Origin of the sequence: Pseudomonas sp. PGPPP1 (assembly GCF_002255865.1) — a bacterium.
GTDB classification, from domain to species: domain Bacteria; phylum Pseudomonadota; class Gammaproteobacteria; order Pseudomonadales; family Pseudomonadaceae; genus Aquipseudomonas; species Aquipseudomonas cremoris.
On the sequence record NZ_NKIG01000001.1, the window covers coordinates 107,817 to 134,277 of the forward strand.

Annotated in this window: 25 protein-coding genes; 15 read left to right on the plus strand and 10 right to left on the minus strand. The window is 56.3% G+C overall.

The genetic code is table 11. The annotated features are described in order from the left end of the window. Positions 1–21 precede the first annotated feature (21 nt). The 6 genes from CFE47_RS00535 (at position 22) to CFE47_RS00560 (ending at position 6,844) form a co-directional block, all read left to right on the plus strand. On the plus strand, positions 22–2,556 hold the full coding sequence (locus tag CFE47_RS00535; RefSeq protein ID WP_286835025.1) for a fimbria/pilus outer membrane usher protein: 2,535 nt from the start codon (positions 22–24) through the stop codon (positions 2,554–2,556). Positions 2,557–2,569: 13 nt separating this feature from the next. Continuing rightward, positions 2,570–3,688 (plus strand): fimbrial protein, encoded by a 1,119-nt coding sequence (locus CFE47_RS00540; RefSeq protein WP_286835026.1) that lies wholly within the window; start codon positions 2,570–2,572, stop codon positions 3,686–3,688. 9 nt (positions 3,689–3,697) lie between these two features. Then, positions 3,698–4,909: an EAL domain-containing response regulator gene (locus tag CFE47_RS00545; protein ID WP_286835027.1), complete on the plus strand. Its 1,212-nt coding sequence runs from the start codon at positions 3,698–3,700 to the stop codon at positions 4,907–4,909. Beyond that, positions 4,906–5,109, plus strand: a complete 204-nt coding sequence (locus CFE47_RS00550; protein WP_286835028.1) for an ANTAR domain-containing protein — start codon at positions 4,906–4,908, stop codon at positions 5,107–5,109. Before CFE47_RS00545 ends, CFE47_RS00550 begins: the two co-directional genes overlap by 4 nt. Before the next feature lie 73 nt (positions 5,110–5,182). Then, positions 5,183–5,536: a type 1 fimbrial protein gene (locus CFE47_RS00555; protein WP_286835029.1), complete on the plus strand. Its 354-nt coding sequence runs from the start codon at positions 5,183–5,185 to the stop codon at positions 5,534–5,536. 123 nt (positions 5,537–5,659) lie between these two features. Next, positions 5,660–6,844, plus strand: coding sequence for a sugar transporter (locus CFE47_RS00560; RefSeq protein WP_286835030.1), 1,185 nt, complete (start codon positions 5,660–5,662; stop codon positions 6,842–6,844). Positions 6,845–6,997: 153 nt separating this feature from the next. Here the strand turns inward: CFE47_RS00560 and CFE47_RS00565 are convergent, their stop codons facing one another. Continuing rightward, positions 6,998–7,942: an aliphatic sulfonate ABC transporter substrate-binding protein gene (locus tag CFE47_RS00565; protein WP_286835031.1), complete on the minus strand. Its 945-nt coding sequence runs from the start codon at positions 7,940–7,942 to the stop codon at positions 6,998–7,000. A gap of 195 nt (positions 7,943–8,137) precedes the next feature. Here CFE47_RS00565 and CFE47_RS00570 point away from each other — a divergent pair, with 195 nt between their 5' ends. From CFE47_RS00570 to CFE47_RS00585, 4 genes are all read left to right on the plus strand, one after another. Then, entirely contained in the window at positions 8,138–9,196 is a 1,059-nt protein-coding gene (locus CFE47_RS00570; protein ID WP_286835032.1) for an ABC transporter substrate-binding protein, read from the plus strand. Beyond that, the gene (locus tag CFE47_RS00575) at positions 9,183–10,172 is read left to right on the plus strand and encodes an ABC transporter permease (RefSeq protein ID WP_286835033.1); all 990 of its coding nucleotides are present in this window, start codon (positions 9,183–9,185) and stop codon (positions 10,170–10,172) included. The genes CFE47_RS00570 and CFE47_RS00575 overlap by 14 nt, the downstream gene beginning before the upstream one ends. Further along, a complete protein-coding gene (locus CFE47_RS00580; protein ID WP_286835034.1) occupies positions 10,166–10,954 on the plus strand; it encodes an ABC transporter ATP-binding protein in 789 nt (262 codons plus the stop codon). The genes CFE47_RS00575 and CFE47_RS00580 overlap by 7 nt, the downstream gene beginning before the upstream one ends. A 115-nt stretch (positions 10,955–11,069) precedes the next feature. Continuing rightward, the gene (locus tag CFE47_RS00585; RefSeq protein WP_286835035.1) at positions 11,070–11,690 is read left to right on the plus strand and encodes a phosphatase PAP2 family protein; all 621 of its coding nucleotides are present in this window, start codon (positions 11,070–11,072) and stop codon (positions 11,688–11,690) included. On the opposite strand, the gene CFE47_RS00590 is transcribed toward CFE47_RS00585, so the two are convergent. Then, entirely contained in the window at positions 11,642–11,974 is a 333-nt protein-coding gene (locus CFE47_RS00590) for a hypothetical protein (RefSeq protein ID WP_286835036.1), read from the minus strand. The genes CFE47_RS00585 and CFE47_RS00590 overlap by 49 nt on opposite strands. Continuing rightward, positions 11,971–12,279: a phosphomannomutase gene (locus CFE47_RS00595; protein WP_233081344.1), complete on the minus strand. Its 309-nt coding sequence runs from the start codon at positions 12,277–12,279 to the stop codon at positions 11,971–11,973. The genes CFE47_RS00590 and CFE47_RS00595 overlap by 4 nt, the downstream gene beginning before the upstream one ends. Positions 12,280–12,578: 299 nt before the next feature. Here CFE47_RS00595 and CFE47_RS00600 point away from each other — a divergent pair, with 299 nt between their 5' ends. Next, entirely contained in the window at positions 12,579–13,640 is a 1,062-nt protein-coding gene (locus CFE47_RS00600) for an acyltransferase family protein (RefSeq protein WP_286835037.1), read from the plus strand. Positions 13,641–13,652: 12 nt separating this feature from the next. On the opposite strand, the gene CFE47_RS00605 is transcribed toward CFE47_RS00600, so the two are convergent. The 7 genes from CFE47_RS00605 to CFE47_RS00635 form a co-directional block, all read right to left on the minus strand. After that, positions 13,653–14,792, minus strand: a complete 1,140-nt coding sequence (locus CFE47_RS00605; protein ID WP_286835038.1) for a glycosyltransferase — start codon at positions 14,790–14,792, stop codon at positions 13,653–13,655. Positions 14,793–14,809: 17 nt separating this feature from the next. After that, positions 14,810–15,592, minus strand: coding sequence for a glycosyltransferase family 2 protein (locus tag CFE47_RS00610; RefSeq protein WP_286835039.1), 783 nt, complete (start codon positions 15,590–15,592; stop codon positions 14,810–14,812). After that, entirely contained in the window at positions 15,589–16,812 is a 1,224-nt protein-coding gene (locus tag CFE47_RS00615; protein ID WP_286835040.1) for a hypothetical protein, read from the minus strand. The genes CFE47_RS00610 and CFE47_RS00615 overlap by 4 nt, the downstream gene beginning before the upstream one ends. A gap of 140 nt (positions 16,813–16,952) precedes the next feature. Then, on the minus strand, positions 16,953–18,293 hold the full coding sequence (locus CFE47_RS00620) for a lipopolysaccharide biosynthesis protein (protein ID WP_286835041.1): 1,341 nt from the start codon (positions 18,291–18,293) through the stop codon (positions 16,953–16,955). A gap of 83 nt (positions 18,294–18,376) precedes the next feature. Continuing rightward, positions 18,377–19,699 (minus strand): UDP-glucose dehydrogenase family protein, encoded by a 1,323-nt coding sequence (locus CFE47_RS00625; RefSeq protein ID WP_286835042.1) that lies wholly within the window; start codon positions 19,697–19,699, stop codon positions 18,377–18,379. Between the two features lie 209 nt (positions 19,700–19,908). Continuing rightward, positions 19,909–22,134, minus strand: coding sequence for a polysaccharide biosynthesis tyrosine autokinase (locus tag CFE47_RS00630; protein WP_286835043.1), 2,226 nt, complete (start codon positions 22,132–22,134; stop codon positions 19,909–19,911). A gap of 39 nt (positions 22,135–22,173) precedes the next feature. Continuing rightward, the gene (locus CFE47_RS00635; protein WP_286835044.1) at positions 22,174–22,614 is read right to left on the minus strand and encodes a low molecular weight protein-tyrosine-phosphatase; all 441 of its coding nucleotides are present in this window, start codon (positions 22,612–22,614) and stop codon (positions 22,174–22,176) included. Positions 22,615–23,002: 388 nt separating this feature from the next. On the opposite strand from CFE47_RS00635, the gene rfaH reads away from it, so the two are divergent. The 4 genes from rfaH (at position 23,003) to CFE47_RS00655 (ending at position 26,394) form a co-directional block, all read left to right on the plus strand. Further along, positions 23,003–23,539, plus strand: a complete 537-nt coding sequence (gene rfaH / locus CFE47_RS00640; RefSeq protein WP_502695416.1) for a transcription/translation regulatory transformer protein RfaH — start codon at positions 23,003–23,005, stop codon at positions 23,537–23,539. Positions 23,540–23,747: 208 nt separating this feature from the next. Next, entirely contained in the window at positions 23,748–24,893 is a 1,146-nt protein-coding gene (locus CFE47_RS00645) for a glycosyltransferase (RefSeq protein ID WP_286835045.1), read from the plus strand. Next, positions 24,890–25,459: an LbetaH domain-containing protein gene (locus tag CFE47_RS00650; RefSeq protein ID WP_185706908.1), complete on the plus strand. Its 570-nt coding sequence runs from the start codon at positions 24,890–24,892 to the stop codon at positions 25,457–25,459. The genes CFE47_RS00645 and CFE47_RS00650 overlap by 4 nt, the downstream gene beginning before the upstream one ends. Continuing rightward, positions 25,456–26,394 carry a glycosyltransferase family 2 protein gene (locus tag CFE47_RS00655; RefSeq protein WP_198913552.1) on the plus strand — a complete coding sequence of 313 codons (939 nt, stop codon included), beginning with the start codon at positions 25,456–25,458 and terminating at the stop codon, positions 26,392–26,394. The genes CFE47_RS00650 and CFE47_RS00655 overlap by 4 nt, the downstream gene beginning before the upstream one ends. The last annotated feature ends 67 nt before the right edge of the window (positions 26,395–26,461 follow it).

A 26,461-nucleotide genomic window follows, 5' to 3' on the forward strand; every position in this document is an offset into this window, starting at 1 on the left:
CCAGCGTACGAGTAACTGACCATGACTGATTCCCGCCTGGGCCACGGCCCGCAGGTGCAACCGCGCTTTGCCCTCAATCCGCTCACCGCTGGGGTGTTGACTGCCCTTGTGGCGCTGCTGGCCCCGTCGGCATGGGCCGAAGACGTGCAATTCAACGACGCCTTTCTGCCCGAAGACTCCCGCAGCCTTGACCTTACCAGGTACCAAAAGGGCAACCCGGTGCTGCCGGGTAACTACCGGGCGGATGTGGCGGTCAATGGCAGTCTGGTCAGTCGTCAGGACATCCGCATCAATGCCGATGCGGACGGTAGCCATCCCGTGGTGTGTTTCAACAGTGGCCTGCTGCAGTTGATCGGCGTGGACATGCACAAGCTGTCGGTGCACGCGACCGCCGCCCTGGAGAGCGGTGCTACCTGCCTGGACCTGGGCCAGTTGATCGAAGGTGCTTCTGCGACTTTTTCGCCGGCCAATCAACAACTGGATATCAGCATTCCGCAGATCGCCCTGCGCCGGGATGCCCGTGGGTATGTCAGCCCTGAACTGTGGGACCGTGGCGTCACCGCCGGCACCCTGAGCTACACCTTCAACGCCAACCACAACAAGACCGACTTCGGCACCTACGATTCGGCTTACCTGGGCCTGAACGCGGGCTTGAACCTGGGCGACTGGCGCCTGCGCCACAACGGCTCGTTGAATTGGCAGAAGGACACCGGGCAGAACTACCAGACCCTCAATACCTACGCGCAGCGTGATATCACGAGTCTGCAAAGCCAACTGACCGTGGGCGAAGCCAACACCAGTGGCGAGATCTTCGACACCCTGGCCTATCGCGGTGTGCAATTGGGCACCGACGACCGCATGTTGCCCGAGTCCCAGCGTGGCTACGCGCCGGTAATCCGAGGCATTGCCCGCACCGGTGCGCGGGTGGCGGTGCGTCAGGCTGGCAACCTGCTCTACGAAACCACCGTGGCGCCAGGCGCGTTTGTGATCGATGACCTGTACGCCACCGGCTACGGCGGCGACCTGGACGTCACGGTCTACGAGGCGGATGGCAGCGAGCAGCGTTTCATCGTGCCATACGCCGCCACTGCCCAATTGCTGCGGCCCGGCACGTCGCGCTTTAGCGTGACCGCCGGTGAAACCCGCAGCAACTACCTCGACAGCCAAGCCAAGCTGGTGCAGGGCACCTATCAACTGGGCCTGAGCAATATTTTCACCGGCTACGGCGGGGTGCAGGGCAGTGACGATTACCGCGCGTTGCTCGGCGGCCTGGCGTTCGCGACGCCGATAGGCGCCATGGCGGTAGACGTGACCCAGGCCCAGACCGACCTCAAGAGCGGCCAGGCCAGCGGGCAAAGTGTGCGCATGAGCTACAGCAAGAACATCCTCAGCACCGGCAGCAACTTCGCCGTGGCCGCCACGCGGTTTTCCACCCAGGACTACTTGGATTTCAGCAATGCCATGCAGTTGCTGGATGTCGAACGCACGGGCCTGGACACGTCCTTGTTCGGCCGTCCGCGCAGCCGCCTGACCCTCACCGCCAACCAGGCCCTCGGGCCCTGGGGCCAGGTGGCGTTCAGCGGGTTTACCCAGAATTACTGGAACCAACCGGGGCGCGACGTGCAGTACCAGTTCAGCTACAGCAAGCAGGTGCGCCAGGTCAGCTATGGCATCAGCGCCAACCGCAGCCGAGTCGGATTGGGCGAGATGGACACCAGTGTGTTGTTCACCGTGAGCATGCCACTGGAGTTCGGCAAGTCCACCAACCAGCCGCAGCTGTCGGCGCGTGTGATACGTGACACCCAGCGCACCTACAGCGAGCAAGCGACCCTCAGCGGCACCGCCGGTCAAGATCGCCAGTACCAATACAGCCTCACCGGCGGCCATGAGGGCGCCAGCGCCAGCAACAGTACGTCGGTCAACGGCCAGTACATCGGGCCTAAAGCGATTGTTGGCGGCACGGTCAGCCGTGGCCAGGGTTACGACAGCCTGTCACTGAACGCCAGCGGCAGTGTGGTCGCCCACCCCGAGGGCGTGACCTTTACCCCGTATCGCGGCGAGACCATGGCGGTGATCAGCGCACCCGGCGCAGAAGGCGCCAAGGTGGTTGGTTTTCCGGGCTTGAAACTCGATGGCCGGGGCAATGCGGTGGTGCCGTACCTGCGCCCTTACGAGCTGAACGAAGTGGCGATCGACCCGATGGGCTCCTCGCTGGATGTGGAACTCACCGAAACCAGCCAGCAAGTGGCGCCGCGTGCCGGTGCGGTGGTGGCGCTCAAGTACGGCACCAGCACCGGTGAAGCGCTGCTGCTCAACGTGACCCTGGCCGATGGCCGCGCACTGCCGTTTGGCGCCAGCGTGACCGATGACCGGGGCGTGTCGGTGGGCGTAGTGGGGCAGGGCGGCCAGCTGTACGCACGGGTCAAGGACGACGCACGGCGCCTGCTGATCAGTTGGGGGAGCAAGGCCGGTCAGCAATGTGCATTGCCGTTGCCCGCCGGCAAAAGTGACGGCCAGCAGTTGCGCCAGGTGGATGTGGTGTGTGCGGCGAACTAATTCGGAGGTGTTTATGAAGTACGTATTGGCGGTTTTGGTGTGTGTGTTGAGTATGCTCGGCAGCCAGGTGGTGTTCGCCGCGACCTGCCGGTTCGCGGACGATAATGCGGTGGGCAACCGGGGGGTGGTCGTGACCATGCCCTTGTCGGGTGGCAGCCTGACCGTAGGGCGAGATGTGCCGCTGGGTGCGGAGGTGTATCGACAAACGTTCTACCCGGCGAACAACATCAGTGTCACCTGCAACGACATCACGACGTACGCCATTGAGCGCAATTTCTTTACCCGAACCCCCTTGCCGTTGAGCAGTTGGTCATCGGGTCCCTACGCCGGAAAAGTCTATCAAAGCGGAGTCGCAGGGATCGGCATCGTGGTGACCCACGCGAATGACGTGCTGCCCTACGATTGGAACTGGATGAACTGCACCGGTTGGACATCGGCCTGCACGATCCGCCTGTTGCCGTTTTCGACGTCGTTCACCGTGTTGTTTATCAAGACCGGGCCGGTGTCGCCAGGTGTGGTCAATGGCAGCAACATTCCATCGGCCGGCCGTAACCTGATCACCGACACCACCATTGATCCGGTCCGGCTCAGTTTCTCCGGCAGCATCAACATCGTCTCACGCACCTGCGCCACGCCGGATGTCACCGTGGCGATGGGCACCCATAAAGTCAGTGAGTTTTCTGGCCGCAATACCTTCACGCCCTGGCAGGACTTTTCCATTGCGCTGAACAACTGCCCGGCGTTCAACGGTTACTACCAGACCAGCGGGCCGACCTGGACGAGTGACGGCGGCAGCGGCCTGGTGGAAAACCTGAACTCACGCAAGAACAACGTGCTGCGCGTACGCCTCGACCCGACGTTGGCGGCGATCAACCCGACCCAAGGCATCCTGAACGTGAATCCCAGCGCCCCAGGCGACAACCCTGCGGCCAGCGGCGTTGGGGTGCAAGTTGCCGACAGCCACGGTGGCCCGTTGCGATTGGCGGCGTTGCTGCCCAGCGGCATCACCCCGCGTGCCGACGAAGGCGCGAGCTATTCCATCCCGCTCAAGGCGCGTTATATCCAGACCGCAGACACCATCACCGCCGGCCCGGCCAACGCCACGGCCACCTTCACCATTGACTACTACTGAGGCCTTGCCATGTCTTTTCTATCGCTGCGGGTGCTGGTGCTCGAAGACCATTTGTTCCAACGCTCCGTGGCCGTCAGCCTGCTGAAACAACTGGGCTGCGGCGAAGTGCTGGAAGCCGCCAACGGCAACGAGGCCCTGGCCGCCCTGCAACGCGCAGGCTTTGTGGACGTGGTGGTGTGCGACCTGCAAATGGACGGCATGGACGGCCTGGAATTCATCCAGCGCATCAGTGCCACCGGGCAAGTGGGTGCGATCATTGTGAGCAGTGGCCTGCCTAGGGATGTGCGCCGCGCCGTGCGGCAAATGGGGGCCTTGCTGGGGGTCAACATGCTCGGGGATATCGGCAAGCCCTTGCAGGCGGACGCGTTGCAACCGTTGCTCGAACTTGCGTTGAGCCAACGCCCGGTGGCCCTTGAGGCACAGTCGCCACTGGACAGTGCCGATGAGCAACAGGTGCGCCGGGCGATCCTCGATCAGGAGTTGGAAGCGTATTACCAACCCAAGTTCGACCTGCAGACCGGCGCGGTACTTGGGGTGGAAGTACTGGCGCGCTGGAACCATCCGTTCAAGGGCGTGTTGTCGCCGGCGGTATTTTTGCCGGCGATGGAGCAGGCAGGCCTGATGGATGAGCTGTTGTTTGCGCTGATGCAGCAGGCGCTTACCTTGCAGCGCAGCGCCAAGGGGCAGGGCTTGAGCCTGAACCTGGCGTTCAACCTGCAAGCGGCGCAATTGGCGGATGCCGGGTTGACCGCCCACATCAAGGGCATGCTGGCCGCCTACCAGGCCCCGTGCAGCGGTATCACCTTTGAACTCACCGAAAGCGGCCTGCTGGAAGTGCCTGCCGTGTCCCTGGAAAACCTGGTGCGTTTGCGCATGCTGGGCTGTCGGCTGTCCATCGACGATTTTGGCGCAGGGTTCTCATCGTTGCAGCGCCTGTGCCAGTTGCCGTTTACCGAGATCAAGCTCGACGGCGAGTTCGTGCGCGGCCTGGCCCATGAGCCTCGTTGCCGTGCGATCATCGGCAGTACCCTGGCCCTCGGCAAGACGCTGGACATGTCGGTGGTGGTGGAGGGCATCGAAACCGCCGAGCAGCAACAGCAGTTGCTGGAACTGGGCTGCACCCAGGGCCAGGGCTACTGGCACGCACGCCCCATGGGCGGGGCCGACCTGATGCGCTGGCTGCAAGACAGCGCGCAACAGCGCCGCCGGAGCCAGCCATGATCAACAAACGTCTGCGCATCATGATTGTCGACCCGGCGCACCCTGAACGCCTGAGGCTGGAACGGGACTTCAATCGCCAGGGTTATTACGCCATCGCCCCGGTATCGAGCCTGGATGAGATGTCCGCCTTGCTGGAGTACGGCGACCTGCGCTTTGACCTGGTGGTGATCAACGCCGACCTCGTCGCCCAGCGCGATTAAGGAGACCAAAAGGCCTAAAGTCCGCTCTTGATGTGTCGATGACCTTCTTAACAACCCAAGAAGGAGCGTCGACATGAACATCAAGTGTTTGTCATTGGCTACCGGCTTGCTTGCGATGTGGGCGGGGAGTTGCCTGGCCAGCGGCGTGATTCAATTTCGCGGCAGTGTTGTGGCGCCGGGCTGCGAGGCCGGCGCATCGAGCGGCTCAACTTTAGAACTGAGAGGGTGCCCGCAGGCCTTTCGCGGCAATCAGTTCGATGTAAAAACCATCCGCAGCGTGCAGGCGGTTGGCAATGCGCCGGTCAACGTCAAGTTGGTGAGCGACAGTGGTGAAGGAAGGTATTACGACCAGCGGTACAAGCTCGTGGACTCCCGTGGAAAGCCAATTCAGTCGGGGGCCTACATCGTCACCATGACCGCGCCGTGATGAAACTGATGGCTTTTTGATCAGTTTCAGCATCAACAGACCGCCGAGAAACCTATAGAATACTCGGCGGCGGCGCTTGTCCTGGGTGGCCGCTTGATCATCGTCCGAGTACCGCGCCCTTCAATGAGCATTTCAGCCGCAACCCCCCAAGCCAATTGGCAACCGGTCATCGCCCTCGCGCTGGCCGCCTTTGTGTTCAACACCACCGAATTCGTGCCCGTCGGGCTGCTCAGCGCCATTGGCGCCAGCTTCGACATGCCGGTGTCCAGCGTCGGGTTGATGCTGACCATCTACGCATGGATCGTCTCCCTCACCTCGTTGCCGGTGATGCTACTGACCCGCAACGTCGAACGGCGCAAGCTGCTGATCGTGCTGTTCGGCCTGTTTATCGCCAGCCATGTGCTTTCCAGCATCGCCACCAGCTTTGGCATCCTGATGCTCAGTCGGATCGGCATCGCGCTATCCCACGCACTGTTCTGGTCGATCACGGCGTCCCTCGCGGTGCGCCTGGCGCCGGAGGGCAAGCAGGTGCAAGCCCTCGGCCTGCTGGCCACCGGTACGTCGCTGGCGATGGTATTGGGCATCCCACTGGGCCGTTTGCTGGGCGAAGCCATGGGCTGGCGCACCACCTTCCTGGTGATCGGTGCCTTCGCTGCTGCGCTGGTGTTCTGGCTGGCGCGCACCTTGCCGCCGCTGCCGAGCCAGAACTCCGGTTCCCTGCGCAGCCTGCCGTTGCTGTTCAAGCGCCCGGCGCTGGTGGCGTTGTACGTGCTGACCGCGATGACCGTCACTGCGCAATTCACTGCCTACAGCTACATCGAACCCTTCGTCGAAGGCGTGGCTGGCATGAGTGGCAGCGCCGTAACCCTGATCCTGCTGGTGTTCGGCGGTGCGGGCATCATCGGCTCGCTGCTGTTCAGCCTGGTACACCGCTTCAACCCGCACCTGTTCGTGGTCGGTGCGGTGTTTATCCTGGCTGCGTGCCTGGCGCTGCTGCTGCCATTGAGCGGTGCCGAGTCGTACCTGGTGGTGCTGAGCATTTTCTGGGGCATGGCGATCATGGGCTTTGGCCTGGCGATGCAGTCCAAGGTGCTGGTGCTGGCACCGGATGCGACCGACGTGGCCATGGCGATGTTTTCCGGGATCTACAACATCGGTATCGGCGGCGGCGCGCTGATGGGCAGTTGGGTCGGCAGCCACTTTGGCTTCGCCTGGATCGGCGCGGCGGGCGGGTTGATGGCGGCGCTGGCGTTGATTTTGTATTGCCTGGCGATCCAGCGATTTGGGCAGGGAGTTGTCCGTAACTGATAGCCGACCAAGGTGATGTGTCGGGCTCGGTTTAAATGTGGGAGCGGGCTTGCTCGCGAAGGCGGTGGATCAGCCAATAAATGTGCTGACTGACACACCGCATTCGCGAGCAACCCCGCTCCCACATTTGGATCTTCAACTATCAGGTAGATCTCAAGGCTTCCAGGTTTGTACGTCCTGTGCGTCGACTGCCTTGGGCAGCAGCCCGGCCTTGAAGAACGCATCGGCAATCTTCTGCTGCTCACCCAGCTGATCCAACGTCACCGGCTGCACCAGATAGCTGCGGTGTGCATTCGCCGCTTCTACCGTGGCCACGTCCAGGTTGCCCCACAGCGGGCCGAGCACTTTGGCCGCGTCCTGCGGGTGGGTTTTCACCCACTTGCCAGCTTTCTCCAACTGCTCATACACCACCTTCAACACTTCGGGATGCGCCTTGGCGTACGGTGTGCCGGTCAGGTAGTAACGCTTGTAGCTGGCCAGGCCAGTACCGTCGGCCAGGGTGCGTGTGGGCAGTTGACGCTGCACGCTGGTAAGGAAGGGTTCCCAGGTGACCCAGGCGTCTACTTTGTTGTTCTCGAAGGCGGCGCGGCCATCGGCGGGGGTCAGGTAGGCCGGTTCGATATCGGAGAACTCAAGGCCTGCCTTGGCCAGCGCCGCAATCAACAGATAGTGGGTGCCTGCCGCCTTGGTCACGGCGATTTTCTTGCCTTTCAAGTCGCTCAGTTGCTGGATCGGCGAATCCTTGCGCACCACGATGGCCTGGGCCGACGGTGAGGGTGCTTCCTGGGCAAAGTAAGTGAGTTTGGCCTGGGCCGCCAGGGCGAAGATCGGCACGGTGTCGGCGACATCGGCGCTGATGTCCACGTTGCCCACGTTCAGCGCCTCCAGCAGCGGTAGGCCACTGGGGAATTCGTGCCAGCTCACATCGATATTGTCGGCCTTGAGGGCTTTTTCCAGGGTGCCTTGGGTTTTCAGCAACGTGATCAGGGTGGAGGACTTCTGGTAACCGATGCGTACGGTTTCTTGAGCCTCTGCACTCACGGCGACAGAAAAGGCCAGCAACCCGAGTACCGCGGCGAGGGGACGACGTATGGACATGGCGAGCTCGATCTTCAACGAAATAACGCCGAGCATAAAGTTCTAAAAACTATTCGTTAAATACTCTTTCGGTCTTAGCTTAGGGCGCTTTTCCCGCGTTTCGACGAATCGGGCATAACCATAGAGTTATATGTTTCTTTCATAATCATCTGCCATTTATATAATCGATTTGATTTTATAAGAGGATAGTTGTGCATGGATGATTTCGACCGTATCACCCGCCGCCGCCTGCTGGGCATGGCCGGGATCACGCTGGCCGGCCTGTCGCTGCCTCGCCTGGGGTTTGCCGCCGATGAACACGCTGGCCACAACACCACCCCGGAACCGTCGGGGACGGGTGAATTCATCCGCCTCGACGCGCCACGCAAGCTGAAACTGGCCGTGAACCTCAACGCGGTCTGCCTGGCCCCAGTGGTCATAGCCCATGGCCAGGGTTTCTTTACCAAGCACAACCTTGATGTGGAACTGGTCAACTTCGGCAACTCCACCGAAGTGCTGCTGGAAGCCATCGCCACCGGCAAGGCTGACGCGGGCGTGGGCATGGCACTGCGTTGGCTCAAGGCGCTGGAGCAGGGCTTTGATGTGAAACTCACCGCCGGTACCCATGGCGGATGCCTGCGTTTACTCAGTGCGGTGAATGGCTCGGTCACCAGGCTGGAAGACCTCAAAGGCAAGGCGATCGGCGTGACCGACATGGCCAGCCCCGACCGCAACTTCTTCTCGATCCTGCTGAAAAAGCATGGCGTGGACCCGGTACGTGATGTGGAGTGGCGCCTGTACCCGGCCGACCTGCTCGGCACGGCGCTGGAGCGCGGCGAAGTGCAGGCCGTGAGCGGCAGTGACCCATTCATGTACCGCCTGATCAAGTCCGGCGTGGCGCGGGAGCTGTCCACCAACCTAGTAGAGGAATACGCCAACCTCAGTTGCTGCGTGGTCGGTGTTACTGGCAAGTTGGTGCGCGAAGACAAACGTGTGGTCGCAGCGCTGACCCAGGCGATCCTGGAGGCCCATGACTATTCCGTGCAACACCCGGAAGAAGTCGCCAAAGGCTTCCAGGCGCATGCGTTGAATACCTCGGTCGAGGAAGTGCAGGCGATCCTTCACGACCACACCCACGGCCACCATGCGGTGGGTGCAGCCCTGACGAAAGAAATCACCACCTACGTCACCGACCTGAAAACCGTTGAAGTGATCAGCAAGGGCACGGATCCGGTGGAGTTTGCCAGGGAGATCACCGCCGATGTCTTCAGTTGACGCCACCACCCTTAATCCGCCGCTGCCCCTCAGGCTTTGGGGGCAGGGCGTTGCAGTGGTGGCGGCCTGGCTGGCCGTCGCGCTGTTGATCAGCTATTGGCCCAACGCGATACGCAATTGGCCGATGACGCAGGGGTTGGCCAATGTCTGCGTGGGCGTGGCGGCGTTGTTTGTGGTGCTGAGCGTGGTGGGGCGCAGGCTTTCCAGGCTGGGCACGCGCCTGCGCACGGCCGGGCCCTGGCTGATTGCCTTGCCGGTATTGCTGGGCATTTGGGAGTTGCTCACGGCCAAGCTGGCGTTGTTGCCGGTACCTTTTTTTGCGCCGCCCCAGGCGCTGCTGGCGGTGTATGTCGAAGACTACGCACGCTTGGCCGACAGCCTGTTGCATTCAGCATTGCTGCTGGGCTCGGGCGTTGCACTGGGGGCGATCACCGGATTTATTGCCGGTGTGGCCATCGGCTGGTCCACGCGCATCGGTTACTGGCTGCACCCGGTGCTGCGCATCCTGGGGCCGGTGCCGTCGACGGCGTTGTTGCCGTTGTGCTTTTTCCTGTTCCCCAGCAGTTGGAGTGCCAGTGTGTTCCTGATTGCCTTGGCGACCTGGTTCCCGGTGACGGTGCTGACCTGGTCCGGCGTGGCCAGCGTGGACAAAGCCTATTACGACGTGGCCCGCACCCTCGGCGCCAAGCAAGGTTTCCTGATCTTCAAGGTGGCGATTCCTGCGGCCTTGCCCCATGTGTTCGTCGGCCTGTTCATGGGCCTCGGCGCCTCGTTCTCGACCTTGGTGGTGGCGGAAATGATGGGGGTCAAATCCGGCATCGGCTGGTACCTGCAATGGGCCCAGGGTTGGGCCGCCTATGCGAATATGTATGCCGCACTGCTGATCATGGCGTTGGCCTGCTCGGGGTTGATCACCGGCCTTTTCCTGGTGCGTGACCGCCTGCTGGCCTGGCAAAAAGGAGCGATGAAATGGTAGCCCTGGCACACGCAGTACCGGCGTCGACGGGGTTGGCGCTGCGCATCGAAAACCTCAGCCATGGCTTTGCCTTGGACGGCCAGCACCTGCCAGTGTTGGAGCGGGTATCGCTGGACGTGGCACCGGGGGAATTCGTCGCGTTGCTGGGCCCTTCGGGGTGCGGCAAATCCACGTTGCTGCGCCTGGTTGCCGGGTTGGAACCGGCGGATTCGGGCCGCCTGCTGGCCGATGGTGCAGCCATCACCGGACCAGACCCGAGCCGGGTGGTGGTATTCCAGGACCCGACGCTGTACCCCTGGCGCCGCGTGTGGGACAACGTCGCCGTGGGCCTGGAAGCCCAGGGGTTGCTCAAGACCCATTCGGCCAAGGTCGATGAGGCCCTCGACAAAGTCGGCCTGAGCCAGTTCGCCCGCGCCTACCCTCGGCAGCTGTCCGGCGGCATGGCTCAGCGGGTGGCGCTGGCGCGGGCACTGGTCAACCAACCGCGCCTGCTGATCCTGGACGAACCGCTGGGCAAGCTCGACTCCCTGACGCGCATCACCATGCAAAAGGAGTTGATCTACCTGTGGCAGCGCCAAGGCTATACGGCATTGTTGGTGACCCACGATGTGGAAGAGGCGTTGCTGTTGGCCAACCGCGTGATTGTGTTCAGCGATCGTCCCGCCAAGATCCAGGCACAGCTGACCATTGACCGGCCGTATCCTCGGCACCGTGATGACCCTTACCTGGTGGATTTGCGCCGCCAGATACTAGGATTATTGGGCCTGGGCGCGAACTGGTAGCCCGCTCGCTACAACAATCCGGTTCACCATGAAAGGCTGACCCTAGATAACGTTGTAATTTCCCCGACGCTGAGGTCTGATGAGCGCCGAAATGGGCTTGTCAGGTTGGGGCACGATGCGGGCAGAACTAGCGCAATATGGCGGCATTACCGTCATGATTCCGGCTGCGACCATCATTGCCGTTTGGCTGTGGTACTCCAATCCCCGGGCGCTTCGGGCCTGGGTTATCACGGTCTTTGCCACTTACTCGCTGGTGGCCGTCAGCAAGTTGCTGTTCAAGGGTTGGGGCTTGTCGTTCGAGCACTTGGACATTGCCGTATTGAGTGGGCATGCCATGAACACCAGCCTGATGGTCACGGTGGGGGCGAGTCTGGTCGCGCGTCAGTTCAACCCGACGCTACGCTGGCCAGCGGCCCTGGTGGGGTTGATCGCCAGTCTAGGATTCAGTGCCTACTGCGTTGCGCCGTATATCCATCCTCTGAATGAAGCCCTGGCCGGCGCCGTATTGGGCGCCACGGCGGCCATCGCGTTCCTCTGGCGCATCGAAGCCGCCGAGGTCAAGGTGTCGCCCTCGTTCATCGGTGGCGGCCTGGTGGTCTTGCTGTTATGTGCGCTGGTGCCTAAGTACAACGCCGAGCTGTTGCTCAACCGGGTCGCCATCAGCCTGTCCGGTGCCGATCAGGCCCATCAAGAGCCTTCCTGGCGACTGGACGTCACGCACAGCAAGGCCGAGTAGGTCACCAGGTCCAGCGCGCGGTTGCTTTCTACCATCAACTCCAGCAACACCGTCTGCGCATTGAAGCGCCGCTCATCGCCGCGGCTGCGCGACTCTCTCATGTGTTTGAACAGCGTGTGGGTGATTTGCTGCGGGGAACTGCCGTGCAGTTGGTCCAGCCAGCGGCCAATCGCCTGGGTATTACGACGGTACTGCGCGCCCACGGCAGGCTCGGCAAAACCTTCGAACAGCCGGGTCAATTTCCTCAGCGCATAACTGCGCCGCACATCTTCCAGCAGGCTCATAAACGCTCCTCGGTGCCGGAAATGTTTGCCAGCAACTCGGCAGTCTTGACCTGCATGAACTGGCTATCGCCTCGGCTCTCCACACACAGGCACACCGACAGCGCATCGCTCACCTGCAACTTGAAGCGCCAATCGGCAAACACCATCGACAGCCCCGAGCACGACTCGTTGCTGTCCAGGGAGTTGTCGGCATACAACACCTGCATGCGTTCGACGACGCGGGTCGAGTTATTCACCTCTACATGAATATTTCCCGAAGAAGGAAATAGGCCAATACGTTCTACCAATAACTTTGAAGTGTTCATGGCCGTGTTCCGCTGCTGTGTCCAGTAGGCACTTTATTATGAAGAACGATAAAAGAAAGGGGATGTTATTTTTTGTCGGATTAAAGTTGTCGATGGTGGTCGGGGCGGTGCGTATGGTCAGACTTAAAAGAGTTCAACGTTATCGTATGTCATCCCTGAGCGCTAGATGTGTATGTATTAGGTGGTGATTAATAATTGTTTATGGTTGGGCGGAAAGTATGAATTATGCTATGTTGATCGTCGCTATATATGCTATTTCCTTGTTCTTTATAGAGAGGGTGTTCAGGCGGATTAATATCTTGACCGAGCAGACCTTGATAAGATCTTCGCCAATTGATGCTCTACGCGGTTTACTGGCGACCTCTGTCGTTTGTCACCATTTTGTAGTGACGTACCACTGGAAAATCAGCGGGGAGTGGGAGCGCCCGCAAAGTGATATTTTAAATAATATGGGGGTTGTGCCGGTCTCGCTATTTTTCATGATCACCGGGTTTTTGTTTTTTGGGAAAATTTACAGAAAGAACCCAGAGTGGGGCAGTATCTTAAGGTCGAGAATACAAAGGGTAATGCCCCTTTATCTATTTGTAGTGCTAATGGTGTTTGTGATCAGCGTGATCAAAACTGGGTGTGTAATGAATGGCGACACACGAGGGCTAATAAAAGCAATGATAAGTTGGGGGCTTTTCGTAGGTTCTTCCTTCAATGGATCCGTGGAGAGTGTGCACATGACATCAGGCGCACATTGGACGCTTAGATATGAATGGCTTTTTTATTGCTCTCTTCCGATAGTTGCCGCTTTTTTTAATATGAAGTGGTACGGAAAATATTGCTTCTTGTCAATGCTTGCACTGGGATTGGCGATTCCCGGTGTTTACGCGGGATTGGTGGTACCGAAATTAGCGTTGCTGTTCTTTATAGGCTTTGCGCCTGTCATCATAAAGATAAATTTTCCAGAATTTTTGCCTTTGGCTAAAGGTCGGTTGAGTTCGCTGGTGGTTTTAGTTTTTATCGTTTCTGCAATGTTCATGGGGCAAGGATATTCTATTATTCAGATGCTGGCGCTCGGAGTCCCGTTCATTATGATTGCCCTGGGGAATAATGTTTTTGGGGTGCTTGACAGTCGTGGGCTCAAGGCGCTTGGGGAAGTGAGTTATAGTATTTATCTGACGCACGGCTTAATACTTTATATATTGTTTTCAGTGCTTGAAGTGTTTTCTTTCGAAGAGGGTGGCGTGCTTCAATACAGTGCTTGGTTGCCTGTTGTTCTTACGTTGGTTGCAGTATGTTCTATTGTGACGTTTTCTGTCATAGAAAAGCCGTTTATTCTGGTTAGAAATAAAAAGATGCCTGTTTTAAGTTGATGTGATCAATGGCTAGTTGTGTTCCTCATAAAACTTCGGTGGTCGAGCGTCGCGCCCGTCATGCCACGAAATCACACGCATCAGATATTCAGCTCCCGCATGTGCAGAGAGAATGCTCGTGGCTGTCGCTGCTCGCAGGGCTCTATTGACGGGGTTTAGCTCTTCCGTATCCCTTAGGTTTTCAATGGCATCGGCGATGGCAGTTGGCTTGTTGGGTGGAACGCACCGACCAAACAGGCTTCGCTCAAGAACTACCGATGCCCCGACGGTTGCAGTGGCCACAACAGCGACGCCGCACATAAGTGCTTCGCTGACAACGACGCCCCATCCATCATCCGCCGTGGTAGAGGCGAGTACCAGCACATCGACCTGGCGAAAAAAACAATTGACGTCGCTCATGGGTAATACGCCGTGCAAGGTCGCCTCTACACCAGCTGAAATACAATAAGCTTTCAGCGCGTCCTCATCGGCACCGCCGCCGGCGATATCGAGCGTTACGCAACTGTTTAAGTGAGCCAGTGCGTCCACCAGGTCAAATACACCTTTAGACTTCACCAGACGGCCCAAATACCCGACGCGTAGTTTTTCGCTGGAGGGTGGAATATAAGTTTTCACGCTGGGGGGGGATATGAAATAAGCAAACGGAATGATTTTTTCCGCAGAATAACCAATCGACTTAAACCAGGGTGGTCCATTACGCCCAATGGCCAGGATGAACGCCGCATGGCGACGGTGATAGCGTTCTTCTCCCCATGACTGCAGCCACCTTAATGCGCCAGACCAGCCCGAGCCCACGCGAGGCTCAGACATAATGGCGTAGCGCGCTTTATTGGCTCTTACCGCTGTTAGCCCTTTGAGAATCGTTGGAACCCAACGTATTCCTGAAAAGATATGCAGCGACGTGGAAACAGATTCCGCCACCAACCACTCAATAGTTTGGGAGCTGGGCGCTACAATATTTCTATAGCCTACGGGCTTGGGAACACTCCAGCCCATGGCGCGACGACCCTCAGAGAGTTCTCTATCGGCGCAGCAAATCACCTCCCATTCAGGGTTTAAACGTGCCAGTGCCGTGAAGAAATCGGACTTGTGAGGGGACAGTGACGGCTCCCAAATGACGAGCCTCTGCAGTGAAGGACGATGAGTATTCATATTGAGATGTCCTGCACCTATCGGAGTCGGGCAATACGGCGTATCAGCCATGAAGGCTCAAACAGCCATTTGCGCAGTTTTGCCAGAATATCGATGTAACGGTCTCTTTCGGATCGGGGCCGTTTCAGCGCTGAGCGGAAAAGCCGATCGGCATCCATGGCATACAGTTCATTCAGACGTCCGCTCCCTGTGATGGAAGCCTCATGCAGCCGAAAAATCGCAAGTTCCTCACCGATGGTTTTGAAATGGGCACCCGCAAGCGCCATACCTAAAAACAGTTCTCCGTCCCAGCAGGTTCGGTTATCAGTATTGAATCCGCCGACTTTTCTAAACCAGTCACTACGGAAAAAAGTACCCTGTTGAAAGACGGAAACTGCACCATGCACATAACGCCAGGGTGTGAACTGCGAAGGAGTAATTGATTTTAGAAACGCTCCAGAGGCATCAACAAAGTAACCGCATCCTGAAATGGCGCCCGCTTGACTGTTCTTCAGAAAGGCATCGGCGACCTTTTCCAACGCCCCGGGTAGCAATTCATCATCGGAGTTGATGAACCCAAAGATTTCTCCGGTGGCTCGTGAAAATCCTTTATTAAGGCCATCCGCAGCGCCAGCGTCTTTTTCGAAAACTTTGATTAATTTGTCGCCATATGCCTCGATGATCTCTCGGCTGCCATCGGTGCTTCCGGGGTCAACTACGATATATTCCAAGTCCTTGATATTTTGGGAAAGTACGGAGTCTATACATTTTTTTAAATAGTCCGCCTGATTGAATGAAATCGTGATAATTGATATTTTCAATTTGTTTTTCCGCTCTTTGAAAGACGTCTTGAGTAACAGTAAAGTGCTGCAATGAATAGCGTTGTGCTCCACCTGGCACTTGCCCCAAAGGGTGAAAACATGATGTCCCAGAATAGTTCTATGAGTCCGTTATAAAAATAGAATCCGAGAAAGCTAAAATTTCTAATGAACTCAATTAATAACCAGCGGCTCATGATTATCCAGAACAGGCCGCCACCCACACCGGCCCAGACCAGTCCTCCCATAAGGTAGGAGTGGACCGGTATAAGATCGGTGTTGTAGTTTGCTTCATCTTTTTCTGAGTAGCCCAATGCAAATTTTAGAGCGGTCAGTTTGTCCTGATAACCGCCCGTGTCTTTTGCCCATGAGCCATGACCCAACAAGGGCTTATCGAGAAAAGCACCGATAGACACCAACATTTCACTACGGCCGCCGAGAAGGGATCCGTACTCGCCGCTAGCCTGTACTTGAAATTTTTTCGCCGATTCTTCGGGAAGTTTATCAAGGACCCAATCGGATGAAAAAATAGCAGTGAAAACCGCGTTGATTAATAGTAAAAAAGCAAAAATCAAAAAAACCATTTTAGTTGCGGCAAATTGTCCTTTAACTGTATTGAGTGCTGCTGCGAAACGTTTGCGACTGAGCAATAGGTAGGCGGCCACGGCGAGGACCGGAAAAATGGCCATGCTCCGCGAATCATTAAAAAGACTGAAGATGGAAAAAAGACTGACGAACAGGATGAGGTAGGCGTTTTTTTTTCGTGCGATGAAAAAAGTGTAGACCGTGGCAAAGAGCGCGATGACTAGTTGCCCAATACCCCATTTCCACGCGTTGCCCAAAAAATATTCACTTGGAAATAAAATAAACTGTGGAATGGCACCCAGGTAGGCACCTATCAGAAATGACGGCATGCGCCGATTGTCGCGATCAAAATATATCGACAAGGCAATGAACGTGGATAAGAAAATGAGGGGGGCGCCCACACCTTTTAGCGAGTCCACGGCATCGGACTGATTGACTTGGTCGGAAATAAATTGGCAGGTGGCCCAAATGATACCGAACGCAATGAGTACTGTGGTGTTTTTTTCGAGTTTAAGCGAGCCCAAGTTTATCGCTAGGTAAATGAGCGCAAGAATTTCGCCTATATAGAACTCACCGCCTAAGGCCAGTTTCTGACTGGCGACAAAGCCGATTAATAAGGGCGTTAATCTGAGTGTCATTTTAAGTCGGGATCGGTCTAGCTCACTTTTTATCTTAAGGGGAGGGAGCACCGTAGAATGACCCGGTTGAGGACAAAATTCTTGCATGCTGAAGATCCCAGTCACGTTAATGTAAGCGCGGTAGCCGCACGTTGGTGGGGTTACGAATTTTTATGGGCGAAAGATGTGCTGTTTTTTACGTTTTTGGAGAACGTCAGTCTGATGTTGGTAGTGAGCAGCCATCCTCCCACTACTAGTCGGAGTACTTGGCAAGCGTTCAATGACCATATCATACCCAATAATCCCAGCGCTGACGTAGCCCATATTTTTGCCGTGAGCAAAATAATTAAGTAAACAATGTAGAGCTGTACTTGTTGCTTAATGACGCCAGCACCATTTAATACCATCGACTGCACCGTGCCGATGCAAGTAAGTACCGCAAATAACGCCATGCCGGTCAGCACGGGGTAGGGCAGTGTAAGGTTCTGGTGGGTCCACGCCATAACCAAGTGCTCTCCGAAGAGCAAAAGAACGAGGCTTATGGCGAGTGCCAGGGTTCCAGTCAGGTAATAAGCCCAACGCGTTATTTTTAAGATCCAGGCCACATTTCCTTGCGCTTTTGCGTTGGCGATTTCTGGCCATAGCGGAAACAGCGCAATCGAGATCAGTGCGGGAACATAGGTATACAACCGCGTGTACACATCCAGTGATGGCACACTGTCGATGCCGATTAGACTGCCGGCCAGTAGCGTGTTTACGCCGACTTCTGCATACGGTACGACCTGCAGAATCAAGAATGACAGTCCCGTTATCAAATAAGGTTTTAAAAGGGCGTTATCATAATGTTCAACGCGAGGCACTAACGGCTTTATGCTGCTTCTGCTGAACACCACCAGTACTGAGACCCAGCCAATGATGACGGGTACGCCAATCACCCCGAAAATAAGCAATGACAAGTTTGCGACGCCACTCTCTACCACTGCCCACACAAAGAACAGCGACAGTAGACGCCCGCTTGTGGTCCATGCGTTCGCTTCGGTTGTGCGGTGACGGGCGAACAAAATTCGTTGAATCAGTCCTGATGGCAAACCGACGAAGACGCAAGCGGATCCCAGCAGCATTGCCTGGTAGCGTGGAACGTCGGCAATAGGCGCAAAGTGGTAGACCCAGAGTGCCAATGCCCCAGTCACAGTCAGGGCCGTGCATGCAATCGCCAGCAACGTAAACCAGACCACCGAAACAGCTTTTCGAGATTCTTCGGAGACGGACTTGTCGTTCTCCCCCGCCAGGGTGTTGACAATCGCCAGTCCAATACCGAGGTCTGCGTAAGCGGACAGCACCGATAATGATATCGCCATTGACAGAAAGGCATAATCAGCCGCACTCAGCGTGTTAATGGTGAGCGGAATGAGCGCCATGACAATGAGCAGATTAAAAAAGCGGGCGGCCGCAGACCCAAAAATGTTTTTAACGAGCCGCCGAAGTCGGTTATCTAGACGCACCGTATGAGATCTCTGGATTAGGCTGAGCAGGGTTGCATGGAAATCATGAAGGTGCTTCGACGGTTATTAGGGATGGGGCTTACTTATCGGCCAATAGAGTAATGAGTGATGCCTTTCTTTTTCATTCGGGCAGGCTCATATAAGTTTCGCCCATCAAAAATCACGGGCTGGTTAAGCTGTTGTTTGATGAATTCGAAGTCCGGTGCTTTGAAGGCGGGCCAATCGGTGACGATCACCAGGGCCTCTGCACCTTTGAGTGTCGCCTCCTTGGTTCCGCACAAACTAAGATCGTCACGAACGCCATAGATGCGTTGGGTTTCCTCCATGGCTTCTGGATCATAGACGTGGACCTTGGCACCCGCTTTCCACAGGGACTCCATGAGTACGCGGCTGGGAGCCTCGCGCATGTCGTCGGTGTTTGGCTTGAAGCTCAGGCCCCAAATGGCGAATGTTTTACCGCTCAGCTCACCCGAAAAATGCTGATGGATTTGTTTGAACTGGAGGGTTTTTTGTTCGTTATTTCGGTGTTCAACCGCTTTCAAGATACTGGCATCGAAATCGATGCTGTCAGCCGTGCGAATCAATGCTTGTACATCTTTCGGGAAGCACGATCCGCCGTAACCGACACCAGGGTAGATGAAGTGGTAGCCGATGCGCGGATCCGAACCGATGCCCTGGCGAACCATTTCGATGTCAGCGCCGAGCATCGCCGCCAAGTTGGCCATTTCGTTCATAAAGCTTATTTTTGTAGCAAGCATGCAGTTGGCTGCGTATTTCGTCAGTTCGGCGCTGCGTACATCCATGACAATAATTTTTTCGTGATTGCGGTTGAACGGTGCATACAGTTCACGCATGACTTCTTCGGCGTGCTTGCTACCCGTGCCGATGACGATGCGATCAGGACGCATGCAGTCCGTGACTGCAGAGCCTTCCTTGAGAAACTCGGGGTTTGACACCACATCGAATGTCAGCTCCTCACGCGCGCGCTGGGTGAGAACGTCCACAATACGGCTATTGACCTTATCGGCCGTACCGACGGGCACGGTGGATTTGTCGATAATGATTTGATGGCCTTCCATGTACTGGGCGATCGTTTCTGCGACGCTGAGTACGTACGTCAAATCGGCCGATCCATCCTCATCCGGCGGCGTGCCTACAGCAATGAACTGTACTTCGCCATGCTTGACGGCGGACATCGCATCGGTAGTGAAAGTGAGGCGGCCTGCTGCGTAATTTTCTTTCACAAGAATTTCCAGGCCTGGCTCATAGATCGGTACATGGCCCTGCTTGAGTTGCTGGACCTTATCAGCATCAATATCAACACACACGACGTCATGACCCACTTCGGCCAACACAGCGCCTTGGACTAAACCTACATAACCAATGCCGAAAACGGTGACTTTCATGTCGATTCTCTAGGGAAGAATTTAAGGGCGCAGAACTGAGGTGTTTGGGCACGCTACCGCCCCAGGATTTTCCGCCAGTCCCTGAGAGCGGTATGAGTTGAAGGGTTAACTGAATTCGAGCCAACAGGCGATCTACTCATACGCAGCTGAGGAAACAGCTACTCGGAAACAGTCAGATCGACAGGGGCGGTAATGCAAAGGGCGGCACCTCAAGCCTTATCGGATTTGTAGTCATAGTGGTAGTAGCCATAGTTTGAATAACCATACTTAGCCGATGCGCGTCTTTTAACCCCATTAAAAATAACGCCTTTAAGCTGTATGCCATTTTGAGCAAATCGTCGCCTGGTCAATTCAATTTCCCGGGCCGGGTTCATTCCGAAGCGAGTCACAATCAAATTGGTACCAGCCAGGCGGCCTACAATTGCAGCATCTGTCACTGCCAGAAGAGGTGGTGTATCCAGAATGACCAGATCGTATAGGCTGCTGACTTGCTCAAGCAGTGCACTAAAATTCGCGTGCATCAAAAGTTCTGACGGATTGGGAGGGATTTGGCCTCGCCCAATGACGTCAAAGTTCTCGATTCCGGTTTTGTGTATCGCCGCCTTCAAATCACAACGTTTTACCAGCAGGTCGGACAGCCCATGTTTTGCTGAAACCCGCAGTACTTTATGCAGATAGCCTTTGCGCATATCTACATCAATAAGCAATACCCTTTGCCCTGCCTGCGCGATGACAGCGGCGAGGTTGGCCGAAACAAATGTTTTCCCCACCAGGGGGCTTGGGCCGGAGATCATCAAACGGTTATTGGGCGCCTCGAGCATGGCGAAGTGCAGGCTGGTACGCAGGCTGCGCAGTGCTTCAATCGCAAGGTCGGTAGGGTGAGAAAGGGATAGCAAACCGGCAGGGTTGTACCGGCCATGGCCTCGATTGCCCTTCGCTTCCTCAGCGTGTTGCAGCACGCTGTAGGGAATAGAGGCATAAACCGGCAACCCTAGCCGCTCGATGGCATCTGGATTCTCCAGCCCTTTGTTCAAGGCTTTTCGAAACAATACCAAGGTCACGGCGAAAAAGGCGCCGAACAGCGTAGCGCCCAGTACAATCATGGCCTTCTTGGGTTTGACGGGCTTCTGAAAGTTCACATCGGCGGTGTCGATCAGGCGTACGTTCCCGACGGTACCCGCTCGCATCACATCAAGTTCCTGAGATTTGTTCAGGAGCTGGGTGTACACCTCGGTGCCCACCTCGACATCGCGAGTGAGGCTAAGCAGTTCCTGCTGTGTCGAGGGCAGACTGATAACTTTTTTCTCCAACGTTGCTTGTTTGTCAGTCAATTCGCTGATTTGACTCAGCAGCGCACGGTAGGCGGGGTGCGCGGGGGTAAACTTTCTATCCATCTCCGCCTGCTGGAGTTTCAAGTTGGATATATTGGTGTCCAGATTGACCACTTGATCAAGGATCGCCTTTGTTTCCAGAGTGATGTCCACGGACTTGTTACGGGTCTGGTATTGGTTCAGGGCACTGCCAGCTTTCTCTAGATCCTTTTTGATCTCTGGAAGCTTCTCTCGCAGAAAGTCCAGGCTCTGAGCAGCCTCTGCAGACGTACGCTGCACGTTCTGTCGTACATAGAGCTCAGCAATGGTGTTTAAGATTTTTACCGCCTTTCCAGCGTCTTTACTTTCCAGTGCGAGGTTGAGAATGCCTGATTCTTTCCCGCGCTCAAGCACCTCCAGTGCATCTTGATATTCCAAAATACTGTTCAAACGAGGTTTGCGGAGAATACTGAACGTTGTTCCGGGATTGGCGTGCATTTCCTCAATTTGAAGTTTGATGCCGTCCCGATCAACGGCTTGTCCCACTTCGCTTTCAACCAACAAGTTGTCATCATCGTCTAAAAGCGTGAAATGCCCATTGGTGCCCGCGACGAGGGTCATTTTTTTGCCGAGGAGTCTCTCGGGTAGCGTAAGTTGAAACAGTTTGAGGGACTCCCCCCCCCACGCGAAGCTACTCAAGCCCAACCATGGGGTGGACACATCGCCGGGAAATGTGCTTTTGAAACGGCGATAAATGAACTCGCCCACCAGAGGGAAGTAGTTCGGCGCGACGACAATATCAAGTTTCAGTTTGTCGACCGTCTCGCCAATAATCGCACGCGACCTGATCAGTTCAATCTCGGTGGTAGAAGGAGACTCTTTGCCGAGCATACTGCTGACATCCGAGAATCCTAACAGGTCATTCTTTTTAGATTCTACCTGAATCAGCGCGTTCGCTTGATAGATGGGAGGCGCTAACAGCGCGTACGCGGCGCCGACAATCATAAAGGCCACGGTAATTACCGAAATTAACACCTTATGATCTAACATTGTTCCGAACAAGCCGAGAAGATCAATCTCGTCAGTGTCGTTATCCTGCACATTGATTACGGTTGACTCTTGCATAAGTTTGGTTCTTGGCCTTGACTATTCGGGAAGTGACAATCAGCGCGCGAGACGCTGTGCCCATGCATGTACGGCTTCTTCTATCAAGGCATAAGCATGCACAAAAGCAGGTTTACCTTGGCGGTAGGGATCGCTAATTTCGCGGTTGTTTTGCCATTTACCCAACAAGAAAACTTTGCCGCGTGCTTGCGGAGCAATGTTGAGAATACTGTTGATATGCCCTTGTTCCATCACCAGGATGAGATCCGATCCACAGACAGCTTGTGTCGTCAGCTGACTGGCTTTATGTGCCGTGTGGACGAACCCATGTTCCTCAAGGACTATTCGCGCTGTGGGCTCGATCGGGTTTTCCACCAAAGCCGCAAGGCCCGCGGAGCTCACTTCTATGTCCGAACTAGCAAGTGTTTCGCGCAACAAAATTTCTGCAGTGGGGCTGCGGCAGATGTTGCCGATGCAGATAATCAGAATTTTTTTAAACACGGCAACCTCCTTGTATCGTTTAGCGTTACGTTGATGAAGTACCTTCCAGCGTCGAGAATGCTGAAAGATAGCGCGAGGTTTAAGTGCGAGCTGGGCGTTTAAAAGCTTACCGTCTAAATCGCCGCAACAGCAACTCTTAAATGTCAGTTGTGTACTTAATGCCACAGTGTTCGTGATTAGCCAGCTTATTAAGTTTGACAAAAAATAACATTCAATCTGATGGCGGACAAAATATAACATTCATGGATTTTTCTGTGCGGCTCGGTATAAAGTTTATTGGCGGCTGTTAGTGTGTGGGAAGTGTAAGTGTGCGGGTTAAGCGTCCAGGCGCCTTTAAGCCGGACGAGCACCACTGAGTTGCTCTAGCGAGACGGAAAAGGGGCTGAAAGTGTTGGGAGATAATGCGACAGCCGTTAGGGTTTTCGACGGTCAGCACGTTTCTGCTACGGCGTGGTATTTGATCCAGTGCAAGGCCAATCAAGATGAGCGCGCCGAAAATAATCTGGTTCGCCAAGGCTATATCTGTTTTCGTCCCAAGCACTGGCGTGAGCGTGTTTTACGGGGGCAACGAAAGCGTGTCTGTGAATCGCTTTTCCCCAGTTATTTATTTATCCAACTCGGTGCCGACGACCACTGGGGATCTCTGCGTTCAACCCGTGGTGTATTACGGATTGTTGGTTTTGGCGGCAAGCCTCTGCCGGTTTGCGACGCATTGATTGAGCGGTTCTATGAGCGCGATAACGAAGCTACCGTAGCGCCGAGCCTTACCTGTGGGGAGGCATTGCGCATTACTGAAGGCCCCTTTGTCGAGTTGAAGGCGATTTTTCTGGCAATGGAGGGTAACGAGCGAGTCTTGCTGCTCATGAATTTCCTGCAACGCGAGCAAAAAATTAGTGTGCCGGTGACCAGCGTCTGCAAGCTTTAAGCGCAACGGATCAATAGTCATGGGCCTTTCCGCAGGGTTTATGTTCATCCTGTTCAGGATGTTCGTCTGCTCTGCTTACTGCTCAAGTCCTATAAGGCGCTAACCCTGCCTGGCACTTTCCGGGCAGTTGGCGTGTTCAATGCCTGCCTGATTCTCGCGGCCTGCAAGACAACCAGAATCAACTCAACGGATCAGCGGACGACAGCACTTGAAGTTATTAAGAATCATATCTTCGGTTAAACCGGAAAAGGGCGGGCCCATCAACGCGGCTCGGGAAATTGACACACTGCTTCTCCAGGACGGGCATTGTGTTGATGTGCTCACGCTGGATTCGCAATTCGCTGTCGATTACCCCGGTGCCGTGCATTTCATGGGCCCCAGCCGGTTTGGGTACGGGTTGAACGGCAACATCCGCCAATGGCTTGAACAACATGCCCGACACTATGATTTTTTCATCATTAACGGCCTTTGGCAGTACCACGGATACGTTGCCCGTCAGGTGCTTAGCAAACTGGGCCGGCCTTACATCGTTTACACCCATGGCATGCTTGATCCCTGGTTCAAACATGAATATCCGCTCAAGCATTTGAAGAAATGGCTGTACTGGCCGTGGGGCGAATACCGGGTGTTGCGGGATGCGCGGCGCGTGGTGTTTACCAGTGAAGAAGAGCAAATCCGTGCGCGCGAGTCGTTTTGGCTGTATCGCGCCAATGAGACGATAACGGCGTATGGCACGGCCAGCCCGCCTGCTGATGCTGAACGCCTGGCGCAAGGCTTCGTCGAGGCCCACCCACAGTTGCAGGGCAAACGGCTGGTGCTGTTCCTGAGTCGTATCCATAAAAAAAAGGGTTGCGACCACCTGTTGCAAGCATTCGCCCAGATCGCCGGGCAAGACGAGCGTTTGCACCTGGTCATGGCTGGTCCCGATCAAGGCGGTTGGGCGCCGGCGCTGCAGGACCAGGCTGAGAAGCTGGGCATCGCCCATCGTGTGACGTGGCCAGGTATGTTGCAGGGGGCCGCCAAGTGGGGGGCGTATTACGCTGCCGAAGTGTTTTGCCTGCCTTCGCATCAGGAAAACTTCGGCGTGGTCGTGGCGGAAGCGCTGGCCTGCGGTAAACCGGTATTGATCAGCAATAAAGTGAATATCTGGCGTGAAATCGAAAAGGATTTCGCCGGGTTTGTCAGCGAAGACACGGTGGCCGGCGCTGCGAATAACCTGCAGCGCTGGTTGCAGCTCGATGTGACCGATTATGCGCACATGTGCGAACGAGCCAAGCTGTGTTTTGCCGAACGATTTCATATCCGACGGGGTGCGCAGCGTCTGCTGGAGATCGTGCGGGAGTGTTGCCCGTGATTCTCCAAGGCAACGACCCCCATCGCGCACCGTCTTTTTCCCTCGGCCACCGGGTGCGGAGGCAGGTGTGGAACATCGTGTATGTGCTGCTGTTTCGCACCAGTCCGCGTCCGTTCCATGGCTGGCGGGCATTTTTGCTGAGGGCGTTTGGCGCGCGCCTCGGCAAGGGTGTGCATGTGTATCCGGGGGCAAAAGTCTGGGCACCCTGGAACCTGGAGTTGGGTGACCATGTTGGCATCGCCGACGGCACCACTATCTACAACATGGCGTTGATTCGCATTGGTCGCTACAGCGTGATTTCCCAAGGCGCGCATTTGTGCGGTGGGTCCCATGACTACAACAGCCAGAACTTCCAGCTGTACGCCAAGCCGATCGTGCTGGGCGAGCACGTCTGGGTCTGTGCCGAGGCCTTTATCACGTTGGGCGTGAGCATTGCCGACGGCGTGGTCGTGGGGGCCAGGGCGCTGGTGACGAAAAGCATTGCGCAACCCTGGACCGTGCATGCCGGACACCCGTCCAGACACATCGGGCAGCGCACCCATCGTTCGCCGGAGCACGCCGCATGATCACGCCGCCGACTATCACCGTCATCATCCTCACCTACAACGAAAGCCTGCACATCGCCCGGGCCATCGAGTCGGTGCGCGCGTTCAGCGATGAAGTGCTGGTTGTCGATTCGTTCTCCACCGACGCCACCTGCGACATCGCCCGCCGCCACGGCGCGCTGGTGGTGCAGCACGCGTTCGTCAACCAGGCCAAGCAGTTCCAGTGGGCATTGGACCATTTGCCGATCACCGGTAACTGGACCTTGCGCCTGGATGCCGATGAGGTCATCGAGGCCGACCTCGCTGCCGAGATCAAGGCTCGGCTGCCGACGCTGGACCGTGGGATCACCGGCATCAATTTCAAGCGCAAGCATATTTTCATGGGGCGCTGGGTACGCCATGGCGGTCGCTATCCGTTGAAGATGCTGCGGTTGTGGCGCACCGGCCTGGGGCGCATGGAGGACCGCTGGATGGACGAGCACATCTCGGTGGCCGAGGGCCGCACCATCACTCTGGAAGGCGGGTTTGCCGACCATAACCTGCATGACCTGACGTTCTTCACCCACAAGCACAACCAGTACGCCACCCGCGAAGCGATCGAAGTGCTCAACGCGCGCTTGGGGTTGTTTGCGATCCGCGACGAGTTGCACACCGGGCAGAGTTCGTTCCAGGCCAGGACCAAGCGCCTGATCAAGAACCGCGTGTACAACCGTGTGCCGTTCACCCTCAGTTCCACGGCGTATTTCCTGTGGCGCTACCTCTTCCAACTGGGGTTTCTCGATGGCCGCAGCGGCCTGGTCTATCACCTGCTCCAGGGCTACTGGTACCGCTTTCTGGTGGGCGCAAAAGTGCTCGAACTGGAAACCGCGATTGCTCACTTAAACGATAAGGACGCCATTGTCCGGGAACTTTCAAAGTTGACCGGCCATAACTTGAACCTGCCCACACAGAAGTAACTGACCGTTTTTAACAAACACCCAAGTTTGGGTGTCGGCCTTCGCTCGCCTATCAATTGGGAGACAG

Excerpts from the sequence above, each read along its gene's own strand:
- CFE47_RS00630 (WP_286835043.1), bottom strand. The coding sequence starts at position 22,134 with ATGCAAGAGTCAACCGTAATCAATGTGCAGGATAACGACACTGACGAG.
- CFE47_RS00585 (WP_286835035.1), top strand. The coding sequence starts at position 11,070 with ATGCGGGCAGAACTAGCGCAATATGGCGGCATTACCGTCATGATTCCG.
- CFE47_RS00560 (WP_286835030.1), top strand. The coding sequence starts at position 5,660 with ATGAGCATTTCAGCCGCAACCCCCCAAGCCAATTGGCAACCGGTCATC.
- CFE47_RS00545 (WP_286835027.1), top strand. The coding sequence starts at position 3,698 with ATGTCTTTTCTATCGCTGCGGGTGCTGGTGCTCGAAGACCATTTGTTC.
- CFE47_RS00535 (WP_286835025.1), top strand. The coding sequence starts at position 22 with ATGACTGATTCCCGCCTGGGCCACGGCCCGCAGGTGCAACCGCGCTTT.
- CFE47_RS00565 (WP_286835031.1), bottom strand. The coding sequence starts at position 7,942 with ATGTCCATACGTCGTCCCCTCGCCGCGGTACTCGGGTTGCTGGCCTTT.
- CFE47_RS00590 (WP_286835036.1), bottom strand. The coding sequence starts at position 11,974 with ATGAGCCTGCTGGAAGATGTGCGGCGCAGTTATGCGCTGAGGAAATTG.
- CFE47_RS00550 (WP_286835028.1), top strand. The coding sequence starts at position 4,906 with ATGATCAACAAACGTCTGCGCATCATGATTGTCGACCCGGCGCACCCT.
- CFE47_RS00655 (WP_198913552.1), top strand. The coding sequence starts at position 25,456 with ATGATCACGCCGCCGACTATCACCGTCATCATCCTCACCTACAACGAA.
- CFE47_RS00615 (WP_286835040.1), bottom strand. The coding sequence starts at position 16,812 with ATGACACTCAGATTAACGCCCTTATTAATCGGCTTTGTCGCCAGTCAG.
- CFE47_RS00580 (WP_286835034.1), top strand. The coding sequence starts at position 10,166 with ATGGTAGCCCTGGCACACGCAGTACCGGCGTCGACGGGGTTGGCGCTG.
- CFE47_RS00605 (WP_286835038.1), bottom strand. The coding sequence starts at position 14,792 with ATGAATACTCATCGTCCTTCACTGCAGAGGCTCGTCATTTGGGAGCCG.
- CFE47_RS00595 (WP_233081344.1), bottom strand. The coding sequence starts at position 12,279 with ATGAACACTTCAAAGTTATTGGTAGAACGTATTGGCCTATTTCCTTCT.
- CFE47_RS00625 (WP_286835042.1), bottom strand. The coding sequence starts at position 19,699 with ATGAAAGTCACCGTTTTCGGCATTGGTTATGTAGGTTTAGTCCAAGGC.
- CFE47_RS00570 (WP_286835032.1), top strand. The coding sequence starts at position 8,138 with ATGGATGATTTCGACCGTATCACCCGCCGCCGCCTGCTGGGCATGGCC.
- CFE47_RS00575 (WP_286835033.1), top strand. The coding sequence starts at position 9,183 with ATGTCTTCAGTTGACGCCACCACCCTTAATCCGCCGCTGCCCCTCAGG.
- CFE47_RS00555 (WP_286835029.1), top strand. The coding sequence starts at position 5,183 with ATGAACATCAAGTGTTTGTCATTGGCTACCGGCTTGCTTGCGATGTGG.
- CFE47_RS00540 (WP_286835026.1), top strand. The coding sequence starts at position 2,570 with ATGAAGTACGTATTGGCGGTTTTGGTGTGTGTGTTGAGTATGCTCGGC.